Source organism: Streptococcus sp. 1004_SSPC (assembly GCF_001069025.1).
Classification (GTDB): Bacteria; Bacillota; Bacilli; order Lactobacillales; family Streptococcaceae; genus Streptococcus; species Streptococcus vestibularis.
Genome location: NZ_JWGQ01000048.1, coordinates 62,498 through 76,204, shown reverse-complemented (window position 1 = coordinate 76,204; position 13,707 = coordinate 62,498). Strand labels below are relative to the sequence as shown.

12 protein-coding genes are annotated in these 13,707 nt (G+C 41.4%); all 12 read right to left on the bottom strand.

All coding sequences use genetic code 11. From position 1 onward, the window contains the following. Positions 1 to 347: 347 nt before the first annotated feature. Complete coding sequence (locus tag ADF62_RS03815; RefSeq protein ID WP_003094523.1) at positions 348 to 992, bottom strand: response regulator transcription factor; 645 nt, start codon at positions 990 to 992, stop codon at positions 348 to 350. Further along, positions 982 to 1,992 carry a sensor histidine kinase gene (locus ADF62_RS03810; protein ID WP_048788123.1) on the bottom strand — a complete coding sequence of 337 codons (1,011 nt, stop codon included), beginning with the start codon at positions 1,990 to 1,992 and terminating at the stop codon, positions 982 to 984. The genes ADF62_RS03815 and ADF62_RS03810 overlap by 11 nt, the downstream gene beginning before the upstream one ends. Then, positions 1,989 to 2,687, bottom strand: a complete 699-nt coding sequence (gene liaF / locus ADF62_RS03805) for a cell wall-active antibiotics response protein LiaF (protein ID WP_003096617.1) — start codon at positions 2,685 to 2,687, stop codon at positions 1,989 to 1,991. Before liaF ends, ADF62_RS03810 begins: the two co-directional genes overlap by 4 nt. 153 nt (positions 2,688 to 2,840) lie before the next feature. Continuing rightward, complete coding sequence (locus ADF62_RS11375) at positions 2,841 to 3,203, bottom strand: potassium channel family protein (RefSeq protein ID WP_239664985.1); 363 nt, start codon at positions 3,201 to 3,203, stop codon at positions 2,841 to 2,843. Between the two features lie 540 nt (positions 3,204 to 3,743). Beyond that, positions 3,744 to 5,612 (bottom strand): Stk1 family PASTA domain-containing Ser/Thr kinase, encoded by a 1,869-nt coding sequence (pknB, locus tag ADF62_RS03795; RefSeq protein ID WP_048788122.1) that lies wholly within the window; start codon positions 5,610 to 5,612, stop codon positions 3,744 to 3,746. Further along, a complete protein-coding gene (locus ADF62_RS03790; RefSeq protein WP_003094327.1) occupies positions 5,612 to 6,349 on the bottom strand; it encodes a Stp1/IreP family PP2C-type Ser/Thr phosphatase in 738 nt (245 codons plus the stop codon). Before ADF62_RS03790 ends, pknB begins: the two co-directional genes overlap by 1 nt. A gap of 43 nt (positions 6,350 to 6,392) precedes the next feature. Then, positions 6,393 to 7,715, bottom strand: coding sequence for a 16S rRNA (cytosine(967)-C(5))-methyltransferase RsmB (gene rsmB / locus ADF62_RS03785; protein WP_048788126.1), 1,323 nt, complete (start codon positions 7,713 to 7,715; stop codon positions 6,393 to 6,395). Then, a complete protein-coding gene (gene fmt / locus ADF62_RS03780; protein WP_048788121.1) occupies positions 7,705 to 8,640 on the bottom strand; it encodes a methionyl-tRNA formyltransferase in 936 nt (311 codons plus the stop codon). The genes rsmB and fmt overlap by 11 nt, the downstream gene beginning before the upstream one ends. 17 nt (positions 8,641 to 8,657) lie before the next feature. Beyond that, the gene (locus ADF62_RS03775) at positions 8,658 to 11,054 is read right to left on the bottom strand and encodes a primosomal protein N' (RefSeq protein WP_048788120.1); all 2,397 of its coding nucleotides are present in this window, start codon (positions 11,052 to 11,054) and stop codon (positions 8,658 to 8,660) included. Between the two features lie 141 nt (positions 11,055 to 11,195). Next, positions 11,196 to 11,510: a DNA-directed RNA polymerase subunit omega gene (rpoZ, locus tag ADF62_RS03770; RefSeq protein WP_003093276.1), complete on the bottom strand. Its 315-nt coding sequence runs from the start codon at positions 11,508 to 11,510 to the stop codon at positions 11,196 to 11,198. A 21-nt stretch (positions 11,511 to 11,531) separates the two neighbouring features. Then, complete coding sequence (gene gmk / locus ADF62_RS03765) at positions 11,532 to 12,161, bottom strand: guanylate kinase (RefSeq protein ID WP_003094729.1); 630 nt, start codon at positions 12,159 to 12,161, stop codon at positions 11,532 to 11,534. A 220-nt stretch (positions 12,162 to 12,381) separates the two neighbouring features. Next, positions 12,382 to 13,698: a signal recognition particle-docking protein FtsY gene (gene ftsY / locus ADF62_RS03760; protein WP_048788119.1), complete on the bottom strand. Its 1,317-nt coding sequence runs from the start codon at positions 13,696 to 13,698 to the stop codon at positions 12,382 to 12,384. Positions 13,699 to 13,707 lie beyond the last annotated feature (9 nt).

Here is a 13,707-nt window from a genome sequence, read left to right as displayed (position 1 = left end):
GATTCGAACCAACGCATGAGGGAGTCAAAGTCCCTTGCCTTACCGCTTGGCTATACCCCAAAAGACTCTTATTATTTTACAGAAAAATCAGGAGGCTGTCAATACTTTTCTTAACTTTTTTTCAAAAAAACAATCGGCATAACCGATTGCTAAGTGTTAGGAGATTTCATCATCTAAGTGACCTTAGATTGATGATTCGAGGTTGAAGCAACCTCATACGAAAAAAGAAAAGTTTTAGGATGATTTAATTATATATGTTGCTAGAAATAAAGTCAAACACTTTGACTCGAAAAATAAGAGATAATTTGCACAGCCATAATTAACCTTTTCCAACTCCTAAAATAGATTTATTCATCATCCTGTGAAACCAGATGATGTCTAAAGGCATAAACTACAGCCTGAGTACGGTCATCAACATTTAATTTCCCAAGGATATTAGACACATGGGTCTTGACGGTTTTTAAAGAAATAAACAGTTCGTTAGCAATGGTTTGATTGTCATAGCCTTTAGCTAAGAGGGCTAAGATATCACGTTCACGCGCGGTCAAATCATCATGTAAGTCCGGGTGACTATCGTGGTATTTAATCTTATTGTCCACCTCAGTTTCGATAGCTTCTTCTCCACGGTAAACCTTTCGGATACTATTTAGAATCTCTGTTGCACTGCTCGTTTTAAGCATATAGCCTTTGGCGCCAGCTTCTATGACTGGATAAATTTTTTCATTGTCCAAATAGCTGGTCAAAACTAAAATCTTAGCTTCAGGCCATTCTTTGAGCAATTCCAAAGTCGCCTGAACACCATCTAACTCAGGCATAACAAGATCCATAACAACAACGTCTGGACGCAACTCCAGGGCAAGATCGATACCATCACGACCATTTCCTGCCTCTCCCACCACTTCTACATCTCCTTGGAGATTCAAGAAACTCTTAAGGCCTAAACGAACCATTTCATGGTCATCTACCAAAATCACATTAATCTTATTCGACATTGTCTTCTCCTCTTAATATTGGCACACGAACATCAATAGACGTCCCTTTACCTTTAGCTGATAGGAACTGCACAGTCCCCGCCATTTCATCAACACGCTCTTGGATGTTTTTTAGCCCATAACTCATCTCGTCAGTCGAGGCATTCAAATCATAACCAACACCATTATCTAGCATTTTTAACTGAATTTCCTGACTATTTTGATAGAGGTAAACCTCTATTTGGCTGGCCTTGGCGTGCTTAAGGGTATTAGAGATAAACTCTTGGGCAATCCTAAAGAGATTATTTTCAATACGTTTGGGCACTTTCTTAACCATATCCTTGTAGACAACACGGATATTGGATTTATCGGTTAATTCCTTAAGAATCATCTGCAAGCCTTCTTGTAAGGTCTTGTTCTCAAGCTCTGTCGGACGAAGGTGCAAAAGCAAGACACGCATATCATTTTGAGCATCTGTCAGCATGGCCTCGACTGCCTGAATCTGATTATGTAAATCTTCCTTACTTAGTTGGCCCACCATCTGAGAGACACCAGATAGGATCATACTAGCTGCAAAAAGCTCCTGGCTAACGGTATCGTGAAGATCTCGAGCAATGCGGCCTCGCTCTTTCTTAAGAATATCACGACTTTGCAAAGCCTGAGCATTTTCCGTCTTTTGCAGATCCTTGGTCAATTTACGCATTTTATGAGATAGACGCATCATATTCTTGTCCAACTCAATATCTCCCTGACGTTTGACTGGCTGGTTATTGATAATACGACGCAAGTCCTGATTGACCGAACGCATACTATTATCATTAGCAATGGCCCAAAGAATATATAGTAAAATGAGCAAACTCAGAACCACAAAAAACATGTTAAAAAAGAAGTGAAATGCCTGAGAAATACTACCGAAAACCAGCGAAAAGTTTAGGTTAAAGCTATCCATAACCACAAGGGTAACCCCAATTAAAACAACAACTGAATAAGTTAGGATTAAAAATAGGTACTGTTTCTTCATTTACGACGTACCTCCACTGGTCCAGCTCCCACATTGAGAATCAATTTAACCGTGCGATGGGCATGCTCATACTCCGCTCCCTGCAAGGTCAATCTTTCGTAACGGAGGTCGTATTCATCTTCATTAAAGAAGGTCACAGAGCTATAGATAGCTGATATATTCAGCTTTACAGAAACATCAATTGGTACCAAGATTGTCGTTGGCCCATAAAGTTTCTGTAAAATGACGACATTTTCTCGACCCGAAACGATAACCTGGGTCAAATCAATCACATCTGTCCCAAAGAAACGGATAATATTAATATCATCAAAGTCATAGCGATCACTGACAGGTTCCATACGAGTCCCAATCCACTGATTTCGCACAGCCTGTGGATTCAAGTCGTCTTCCTTAAATTGAATGAGAGCATAGCGATTCTTTTTCTTAACCTGTGAAAAATGGTTAATCATGACATAGGCCACACCCACTAAGATAGCAAGAACCACATAGATATTCCACATGGAAACCAGAAAAAGTGAAATCAAGCAGATTGTCAAGACAAAGTCGCTCTTGGACTCCTTGTTAAAAAAGCGAACTGCCAACAAGGTCAAAACCAGTATGAAAATAAAACTGGTAATATCATTATTAAAGATGGTGATTAAGCCTAGAGTTAAAAGAAGAGCCTCCACCACTAAGAAAAAATTAAATTTGGTCATAAGGACCTCTCAAATAAAAGTATACAGGGTTCATTCTATCAAATTTTGGACTAATTGACAAAAAGGCCTAGTTCGAGAGCTTACTGGCTATGGGAGATAGGGGCAAAAAAGTACCTCCATTATAGGAAGCACAATCTTTAATCTACAGAAAACCTAGTCGTCGTTCTTATCCATTTTCCTACTCATAGCAAGCACCGTACTTCTGATTTCCTCAAGAATGGCACGTTGTTCAGCCAACTCCTTCTCAAACTCAGCTAATTTTCGTTCAGTTTGGCGACCTGAACGTACAAAAATATTATTAAGAGAGTTAGTCAACAACCCCAGAGTAGTAATTCCACTAAACATGAGCACAACAGCAATCACCTTACCTACGATGGTTTTAGGGACACTTTCCCCGTAACCTACTGTGATAATTGTTTCCACAGACCACCAAATAGTATCTATAAAATTATGATGCTCCACAAGGGCGATAATAGCACTACTGATAAGGATGATAATACTATTAACCGAAGGCAAAAAGTAAAAACCATTCCTACGATTAATACGATTTGAATTATGCTTAAGTTTACTACTTAGACCAATTAGACATGAGATTTTTACCAAACGAGCAAAGCGGCCCCCCTTGAAAAACAAAGGAAGGTGAATACTTCATTGTAAGAGACAATAGCCAACAAGTCCAAGACATGCGTTTTAACAAAAATCCGCTTCCGAAGTGCCAAGGAGAAACAAATAATATAATCTAAAGCAAAGTATAAGGGTAATGGTCTGATTAATAAATAGAAAAGAGTGTCTCCCAATAGTAATCAACCCAACCAAATCAAAAATCACTCTCCCTATGGAAAGAAGGGATAGAACCGTCATGACAATATCGTAGCTAATAATATACCTTTTTCAGTTTTCTACGGTTTCTCATTGCGCCTCTCCTCTATGTGACGCGTTCATTATAAAAGTAACTGCCATTCCTGACAAGCAACCACATTAAAATCCCCAAGCAATTGAATCAAAAAGAGAGGTAAAAAACCTCTCTTTCTCTTATATCTAAGATTTCAAAACTTATTATTGCTCTGTGTGGGTAGCTTCAGTAGCTGTTTCGGTACTAGAAGCTGTACTTTCAGAACTAGAACTTGTAGATGACGACGAATGTGTCGTACTTGCTGAGCTTGACTGTTGAATGCTTGAACTCTCAGTTACAACTGAAACATAGAGAATCACTGTACCATCAACGGCAGTACCAACTTGTGGGTCTTGATAAAGTACCTCTGTATTACTAGGTACCTTACTCTTATCCAACTTAACACCAGTATTATAGTCGTGATACTCAATACTGCTACTTGAAATATCTTTACGATTCAAGGTTTGGACTGCTGTCGAGACAGTTAAACCAGTCACATCAGGCATAGTTATGGTCTTAGGAGTTGCCACACGGAACTTGATTTTTGCCTTACTATCTTTAGGATTGAAGGACTTATTTTTCTCCGGACTTTGAGATAGGATTTCACCTTCTTTAGCATCATCGTCTTCAACATGTTGAATATCAATTTGATCCTCGGAAACCCCATAATTCGAAGTTAAATCCTCAATGGCATCCTTATAATTTTTCCCCTTGTAATTTTTCAGAGTGAAACCTTTGCTACCAGAAGAAACATAGACATCAATGCTTGTTCCCTCTTTACGCGTTGTCCCAGCTGTAGGGTCGGTCTTGATAACTTTGCCCTTATCGACTGAATCATTCTCGACTTCATTAACATCGCCAACTTTAAAGCCTGCACTTTCAAGTTTCGTCTGAGCTGTTGACAACTCTTGACCTACAACATTTGGCACCTGAACATTGTCAGGATTGGTAAAAACAAGATAGGCAAAAATGATAATTCCTATAAAGACTAAGCCTAGGAAAACCTTGAGTAGAGTTGAAAAGAGATTTTTCTTCTTTTTAGCTAGAGAAGCTTTTTCCCTCGGTTGTTTGCTTGGAGCCGGTGTTGGCTCTGATGGTTTAGGAGAAACCTTTTTCTCAGGACCTACTGATGGAACTGAATCAACCTTTGGCAGGGTCTTAGTATCCATCATGTCATCAAAAACTACTTTAGAATCACGACTATGACTAGGATGTAAACTAGTTACTAGGTCGCGACTCATTTCCAAAGTGCTATTGTAACGATTTTCAAGCTTTTTAGCAGTTGCTCTAATAACAACATTTTCTAACGCTTGAGGAACATTACGGTTCTCAGCCAAAATCGATGGCAGGGGCTTTTGGAAATGTTGAAGTGCAATGGTTACTGCACTATCGCCATCAAAAGGAATATGCCCTGTCAACATTTCGAAGAGCATAATCCCCATAGCATAGATATCACTTTGGATAGTGGCTTTAGAACCACGTGCCTGTTCTGGTGACAAATAATGGACTGACCCCAACATTGAGTTAGTTTGTGTCAGACTGGTTTCAGCAAATGCTACTGCGATACCAAAGTCTGTAACCTTAGCTCTACCATCCTTAGTTAATAGAACATTCTGTGGCTTAAGGTCACGGTGAATAATGCCCTTTTGGTGGGCAAGAGTCATGGCGGAAAGGACTTCCCCCATAATACGCACAACATCTTGGTTAGACAACGGAGCATGGTCTTGAATGAATCTCTTCAAGTCCGAACCGTCCACATACTCCATCACCAAGAACTGCTGACCGTCTTCTTCACCAATATCTCGAATCGCAACGATATTCGGATGGCTAAGCTCAGCCATGGCACGCGCTTCACGCTGGAAACGCGCCACAGCAACCTGATCAGTTTGATAATTGGTACGTAGCACCTTAATAGCTACACTTTCATTATCCAGAATCAGGTCGTTAGCCAGATAAACATCCGCCATACCGCCACGTCCGATAGACTTAAGGATTCGATAACGTCCAGCAAACAATTTGCCAACTTGGATCATTATCCTTCCTCACTTTCTACTTTGATGAGAGCAACGGTAATATTATCATAACCACCGGCCTCATTGGCAGCGGCAACTAAACGACTGGTTTTTTCTTCGACGAAACCAGGACTGTTAACAATATGAATAATCTGTTCAATTGAAATCATATTAGTCAATCCATCTGAATTGGCCAAAATATAATCTCCCGGTTCCAATTGTTGAACACCAAGATCTGCTTCAACTGGAGCAGCTTGCCCTATAGATTGCGTAATAATATTACGTTGTGGGTGAACTGCTGCTTCTTCTTCTGTCAACTGACCAGCCTTGATAAGAGCATTAACCAAGGAGTGATCGTTCGTTAATTGCTTATACTCACCATTACGGATAAGGGAAATACGTGAATCCCCAACATGAGCGAAAATCACAGCATTATCAACTAAGGCAAGAACCTCGATAGTTGTTCCCATTCCTTTATATTCTTCATTTTGACCAAGCTCATAGATTTTACGATTTTCTTCATCGATGGCAGCAATCATCCAATCACGAATATGGCTCAACTCACGTAGATCAGTGTTAATCCAGTCACGACCAAGGTCAGTTACTGACATCTCACTGGCAATATTTCCAGCACGGTGTCCACCCATTCCATCTGCAACAATGACAAGTGTAACACCAGCCTTGTTGACAAATTTATTAACAAAATCTTGATTGTTTGACCGTTTTTGGCCAATGTCTGTTAATAATGATATTTCCATAATTTTCTTTCTGACTTGCGTCAGTGTTTCCTCCTCTGTAACCCTAGACCTTCTTACGCAACTGAGCGATAAAAAAACCATCAGTTAGATACTGTTCGGGGGTAATAGCCAAACAGCCATTGACCACGATGTCCTTGCATGGATGATCCAAGGCAACTTGCTCAAAATCAGGATGGCTCTCAAGAAAGGCTTGAATCACCTCTTGATTTTCTTCTGCTATGATGGTGCAAGTACTATAGGTTATTATACCACCTTTTCGTAGGGTTTGACAAACACTGGATAAGATATCCAATTGCACAGACTTGAGGGATTCAAAGTCTTGGAGATCCTTATTGTATTTGATGTCTGGTTTTCGACGAATAAGACCAATCCCTGAGCAAGGAGCATCCACTAAAATCTTGTCAAAACTATCAGTCGGAAAGACTTGATGCACCTGACTAGCATCCAGTTTCTGAGTCTTAACCTTATCAGCTAGACCAAGACGCTGTGCGTTTTCTTCGATAAGGACAAGCTTATGATCATAGAGGTCAAGCGCCGTCACATGTCCACTCGTCAAATAAGAGGCCATATGTACCGTCTTACCACCAGGTGCTGCACAAGCATCCAGAATTTCTTCCATACCTTGAATTCCTAAAGTTGGTGCAACTAGCTGACTAGTCTCATCCTGAATGGTCAATAAGCCCTCTTTAAAATAATCAGTCCCAGCAAAATAACCCGAAGATTTAACAAGCCCGACTGGTGACAAATCTGAACGCTCTGCTCCAGTGGCCTCCGCAATCTCTTCCAAACGTGACGCATCCGTTACACGCACACTAGCCTTATTTCTAACAAAGAGACTTTGAAAAATAGCAAGGGCTCGCTTTTCCCCATACTGGTCAATAAGCTTTTTCACCAACCATACAGGTAGGGAATATTGAACAGAATAGCGTTTATTGACACGTTTAATCTCGCTTGGATCTGGCAATGGCTGGATAGATAGTTTACGAAGAACTGCATTCACCAGCTTCTCGGCTCCTTTTTTATTGCCACGATTTTTGGCAATAGAAACGGCATCGTTAACCACCGCATGGGCTGGAATCTTATCTAAATAGGCCAACTGGTATAGACTCAAAAGCAAGAGGTCGTAGACCCAAGGTTCAAGCTTATCTCGGTCCTCGATGACATGGGCTAAAATCCACTCCAAAGTAATCTTACGAGCTACGGTCCCATAAACAATTTCCGTCACCAAGGCCTTGTCTTTATCAGTCAAATATGACTTGCTCAGATGTGCATTGAGAGCAATATTTGAGTAAGCCCCTTCTTGGAAGACTTCTTCTAAGACTTCAAGTGCCTGTCCACGGGCTGTTTTTTTCCAATCATTGGCCAAATGCATCACCTACTTCAAGATTGCGACCAACTCCATTAAGGAAATCAGCAATAGCCATACGAGGTTTACCTGCAGGCTGAACACTCTTAAGTGAAATAGCCCCCTGACCAGTCGCAACGACCAAACTCTTCTTAGTTTTTTCGATAATATGACCAGCCTGTCCTTGCCCTTCTACTAAGTCTCCTTCATAAATTTTGAAACGTTTACCATCAAGCAAAGTATGTGCCACAGGCCATGGGTACATGCCACGAATTTGATTAAAGATGTCACGAGCCGACTTATTCCAATCAAGGCGTTCCTCTTCTGGGCTAATGTTTGGTGAAAACGTTACCTGGCTGACATCTTGAGGAACAGGTTTGATTTCTCCAGCAATGTAGGCAGGCAAGGTTTCAAGCAATAGGTCACGACCCAAAACTGCCAATTTTTCAAACATAGTACCGACATTATCTTGGTCCAGAATTGGCAAGGCCTTTTGGCTGACCATGTCACCAGCGTCCATTTCCTTGACCATTTCCATAATTGTCACACCTGCTTCTGCATCACCATTGATAATGGCATAATGGATAGGTGCACCACCACGATATTTTGGCAAGAGCGATGCGTGAACATTCACCGCAAAATCCATGCTATCAAGCAACTTACTTGGCAAAAATTGTCCATAAGCCGCAGTAACAATCCCATCAGCACCAAGTGACATAAGTTGTGCCATTTCCTCAGAACCTGACAACTTTTCAGGTTGATAGATTGGCAAGTCATGCGCCAAGGCTACTTCCTTGACCGGTGTCATGCGGATTTCTTTTTTACGGCCGACAGCACGATCTGGCTGTGTGACAACAGCGACAATGTCGTAACGCTCATCTGTCAAAAGTCCCTCCAGCACTGTCGCTGAAAAGGCCGGCGTTCCCATAAATACTATTTTTGTCATATTCTTCCTTTTCTAAATTAGGTAAAATTCTGAGGCTCATGGTCGATAATCAAACGCAGATCCTTATTTTCAGGTTCCTGAGTCATATCGAGGATCTTATTAAGCGTCTCTTCCAAGCTATCCTCAAAACGATATTTGATAATAATCTGATAATGATAAAGGTTATGTGTTCGGGCAATAGGTTTTGGTGTTGGTCCCAAGAAAGTCACCTTGTCCGACAAGTGTTCTCTTAAATAAGCCATGACATCATAGCTCTTACGGATTACAAACTCTTCATCCTTGTGGGAAAGAGTGATCCCTACCGTATAAAAATATGGCGGGTAGGCCAACTGACGTCGAATCGCCATCTCATAGGCATAGAATCCCTCATAATCCTGTTGCTGTGCAAAACGAATGGCATAATGACTAGGATTATAGGTTTGAATAATAACTTCCCCTTCCTTGTCAGCACGACCAGCACGACCAGCCACTTGTGTCAAAAGCTGGAAGGTACGCTCAGCCGAACGAAAATCTGGCAAATTTAGCGACGTATCCGCATTTAAGACCCCTACCAAGGTAACATTGGGAAAATCCAAGCCCTTGGCAATCATTTGGGTTCCTAGCAGAATATCAGCCTGGCCACTTCCAAAAGTCTCTAGGAGCTTCTCGTGAGCGCCTTTTTTACGTGTAGTATCAACATCCATACGAATCACTCTGGCTTCTGGCAAAAGTTCCGTCAATTGATCATAAGCCTTCTGTGTTCCAGTCCCATAATAGCGAATCTGGCGACTCTGACAGTTGGGACAAACATGAGGAATAGCTTTTTGAAAATCACAATAGTGACAATTCATGGTCTTAGTATCCATATGCAAAGTCAGTGAAATATCACAGTTCGGACAATCATCCACATAGCCACAGTCACGACACATGACAAAAGAGGAATAGCCACGACGGTTCAACATTAGCACGACTTGTTCCTTACGTGCCAAGCGTTCTCGGATTTTCTCTAAGAGAGGGGGCGTAAAATCACTCGCCTCTTGTCGACCTACAAAGTCCTTAAAGTCCACCACTTCCACCTGCGGAATTTTAGCCTTAGGATTGGCCCTCTCCGTCAACTCAAGAAAATGGTAGACCCCTTTCTGAGCCCTCGCTCGCGACTCAATAGAAGGCGTAGCTGACCCAAGTACAAGCACAGCTCCATGACTCTTAGCCCTAAGCAAGGCCACATCTCTAGCATGGTAACGAGGATTGGACTCTTGTTTATAAGTAGCCTCATGCTCCTCATCGATAATGATAGCCCCAATATTTTCCAAAGGAGCAAAGATAGCCGAACGCGCTCCTACGACAACCTTGGCCTGACCAGACCTAACCTTACGCCACTCGTCAAATTTCTCACCGTCTGACAAACCTGAATGCATGATTGCTACTAAGTCACCAAAACGGGAGATAAAACGATTGGTCATTTGTGGCGTCAGAGAAATTTCTGGAACCAAGACAATAGCCGTTTTCCCCATAGCCAAGGTTCTCTCAATGAGATGTAGGTAAACCTCAGTCTTACCTGACCCCGTCACTCCTTCCAACAAGAACGGCTTCCCACCATGACCAATCTGACCTGTCATTACTTCAACAGCATATGCCTGCTGAGTATTAAGCTCTAGAAAATCCGTCTTCTCTACCTTTTCAAAGTAGCTATCAGCACGATTGACCTCAACTTCAGTGATAGATAGAGCTCCAGTCCGAATGAAAAACTTCACCACATCTCGAGAAAAAAGTTTGTGCAGGTCTACCAACTTTCCAGACTCATTCTTTTCTAACAAGAAGTCGCGCAGCTCCATCCGTTTCTTGGCTCGTTGCGAAATATCCAAAGTCTCTAAAATGCCCCTTTGAACACTATAATGCTTCTCCGTTTTTATATTTTGTTTATCCTTAGCAATGTAATCAACCGTTACGCGACCAGATTCCACCAGACGCGGAATAGCTTGACCTTGTTCCTTCGACAATTGGGAGAAGAGAATATGATCTCGCCCCTGAAGAAAAATGTCCCTCTCCTCTTCGCTCAGTTTATCAGTTGCCATGATAACTTTGTCATACTGTGAATTAAGGAGACCCGGAAGCATAGACTTCAAGATGGAAATCTTATAGGAAAAAACCGTGTGTCGCATTTGGTCAGCCAAATCCAGCTGATCCTGATTAAGGACTGGTTCATAATCCAAAAGTTCCGCAATTGACTTCAAGTCTGGCAGCTTTCTTACATTTTCTTGCTCTCCAAAGCCAATAACAAACCCTTGCAAGAGACGATTTCCTTTACCAAAAGGCACATGAATCCTCATGCCGATGGCAATTTGCCCCTGCATGGATTCGGGTACAAGGTAACTATAAGGCCTGTCCGTCTGCATCAGAGGAACATCTACAATTATTTGTGCAACTAACACCATATATCTCCTCTCTTCACCTTTGGACCAGCGATTTCCTAAGCTCCAGAAATCCTGAGCTAGTGATATTCATCATAAAGAAGGAAGCTGAGACACTATGCCTCAGCTCCTCCTATCCTTGTAAACCAAAGCAAGACTTTGATTTTAGATTTTATCGCCTTCTTCTTTTTCTTTAGCGATTTGTTCTTTGATTTTACGTTCTTCTTCCTCAGCAGCAAGACGCGCTTGGATAACTTTCAAACGTGCCAATTCACGTTTAGCTTCTGGATCTGGGTGGATAGTGACATTACCAGATTCAATTTCTTCAAGGGCTTGAAGCGTAGATTTTACAGCCGAAAATTCTTGAGTAGGTTCAGCACCAGCTGCCAATTCATGGGCACGTTTTGCTTGCAAAATAACTAATGAATATTTTGAAGGCACTTTATCCAAAAGTTTATCAATAGAGGGTTTCAACATCATAATTCTATACCTATTTCTAATTTATTTATCTGATAATTTCTTGTCTGAAATCATATTACGATAATGACCAATCACACGGTCAACTCGGAAGTGTTCCGCTTCAATAACACGCTTCACACGCTCGGCAGCCAAAGGCACCTCATCATTGACAATGGCATAATCGTATTCGCTCATGAGAGCAATCTCTTCACGCGCACGTTCAATACGTTGGGCAATAACTTCTTCAGAATCCGTTCCACGGCCAACTAAACGTTCTTCAAGTTCGTTCAAATCTGGTGGTGTCAAAAAGATAAAGACAGCATCTGGAACCTTTTTCTTAACCTGTAGGGCCCCTTGAACCTCGATTTCAAGGAAAACATCAATCCCTTTATCCAAGGTTTCATTGACATAGGTCAAGGGTGTTCCGTAGTAGTTGCCCACATACTCAGCATATTCCAACATTTGACCATTACGAATAAGCTCTTCGAATTCCTCACGCGAACGGAAGAAATAATCCTTTCCATCAACTTCACCAGGACGTTGAGCACGTGTGGTCATCGATACCGAGTATTCAAATTTGTGGTCAGGTGTTGAAAAAATCTCCTGACGAACAGTTCCTTTTCCGACACCAGAAGGCCCTGAAAAAACAATTAAAAGTCCACGTTCAGACATGTCTTCTCCTTAAACTAAGATTAAAATTCTTCTTATGACTCACCTTAAAAAAGAGAAGTAAATCATCTCTTTTTATGGCTTAGGGGTTGTTCAGTGATTAAGTTACAGCTCACTTTTCAAAGCAGTCGTATTTCTTACTATTTTATCAATAAAAGCGACTTTTTTCAAGGTGAGGACACCATTAAAAAGAGTGAATCTCTTTTCCCAGTACTCACTCTTTTTAAACCAATCCAGTCAAGAGACCTTGCATGAATTCTTCTGAATGGAACTCCCCAATGTCGTCAATTTTCTCACCAAAACCAATTAACTTAACTGGAATATCCAACTCTTGGCGAATGGCTAGAACCACACCACCCTTGGCACTACCATCCAACTTGGTTAAAACAAGACCTGTAAGAGGTGTAATTTTTGAAAATTCCTTAGCCTGACTAAGGGCATTTTGACCTGTTGAGGCATCCAAAGCCAAGAGGGTTTCATGAGGTGCTTCTGGCACCACACGCTTGATAATACGGCCGATTTTTTCAAGCTCTGCCATGAGGTTGTCTTTGTTTTGTAAGCGACCCGCAGTATCGATCATAAGAACATCAACACCTTCAGCAAGAGCCTTTTCCATACCGTCAAAGACCACTGAAGCTGGGTCAGCCTTTTCAGCACCAGTCACTACTGGCACATCAACACGATGTCCCCATTCAACCAATTGCGCAACAGCTCCCGCACGGAAGGTATCAGCAGCAATCAGCATGACTTTTTTGCCTTCTTGTTTGTATTTATGTGCCAACTTACCAATAGAAGTCGTTTTACCAACCCCATTAACACCAACAAAAAGCATAACTGTCAAACCATCTTGGAAATTAATATGCTCCTTGTAAATATCGTCCTTCTCGTAGATATCCACAAGTTTTTCAATAATCAAGCGTTGCAAATCCTCAGTCTTTTTGACATTCTCAAGTCGAGCTTCATAGCGTAAGTCTTCTGTCAATTGCGTTGCAACATTAACACCTACATCGGAAAGAATCAGCATTTCTTCCAATTCTTCGAAGAACTCCTCATCAACACGACGGAAATTCGCAAAGAATTCATTCAGGCGGGCAGCAAAACCTGTACGCGTCTTCTTAAGGGTACGATTATATTTTTCTTGTTCTGTTTCAGTTTTTGAAGCCTGAACTTCTTCAGGCTTTTCCTCAACTTTACGGGTTTGAACAGCCTCAAAAGTAACTGTTTCACCTTTTTCTGCAGCAGCAGCTACCTGAGCCTTTTTAGCATAGTAATCAGCCATGACATCCGCAAAGTGGTTATCCACAGTTACTTGGCTTTCTTCTGTCACTGTAGATTCGCTTTCTTCAACAGATTCTGTAGACGAAATCTCTTCTACTTGAGTCTCTGACTCACTGAGCTGTTCTGCTTGACTTTCACTTGTTCCTTCACTTGTTGACAAGTCTTGATTATCAAGAGCCTCAGTTTCTGAAAATTTCTGATTTGCTACAGTTTCTTGTGACTGGTTTTCCTCTTGTCCAAATAATCGATCAAATAGACCCATTTGGTTCTC

Excerpts from the sequence above, each read along its gene's own strand:
- ADF62_RS03815 (WP_003094523.1), bottom strand. The coding sequence starts at position 992 with ATGTCGAATAAGATTAATGTGATTTTGGTAGATGACCATGAAATGGTT.
- ADF62_RS03810 (WP_048788123.1), bottom strand. The coding sequence starts at position 1,992 with ATGAAGAAACAGTACCTATTTTTAATCCTAACTTATTCAGTTGTTGTT.
- liaF (WP_003096617.1), bottom strand. The coding sequence starts at position 2,687 with ATGACCAAATTTAATTTTTTCTTAGTGGTGGAGGCTCTTCTTTTAACT.
- pknB (WP_048788122.1), bottom strand. The coding sequence starts at position 5,612 with ATGATCCAAGTTGGCAAATTGTTTGCTGGACGTTATCGAATCCTTAAG.
- ADF62_RS03790 (WP_003094327.1), bottom strand. The coding sequence starts at position 6,349 with ATGGAAATATCATTATTAACAGACATTGGCCAAAAACGGTCAAACAAT.
- fmt (WP_048788121.1), bottom strand. The coding sequence starts at position 8,640 with ATGACAAAAATAGTATTTATGGGAACGCCGGCCTTTTCAGCGACAGTG.
- ADF62_RS03775 (WP_048788120.1), bottom strand. The coding sequence starts at position 11,054 with ATGGTGTTAGTTGCACAAATAATTGTAGATGTTCCTCTGATGCAGACG.
- rpoZ (WP_003093276.1), bottom strand. The coding sequence starts at position 11,510 with ATGATGTTGAAACCCTCTATTGATAAACTTTTGGATAAAGTGCCTTCA.
- gmk (WP_003094729.1), bottom strand. The coding sequence starts at position 12,161 with ATGTCTGAACGTGGACTTTTAATTGTTTTTTCAGGGCCTTCTGGTGTC.
- ftsY (WP_048788119.1), bottom strand. The coding sequence starts at position 13,698 with ATGGGTCTATTTGATCGATTATTTGGACAAGAGGAAAACCAGTCACAA.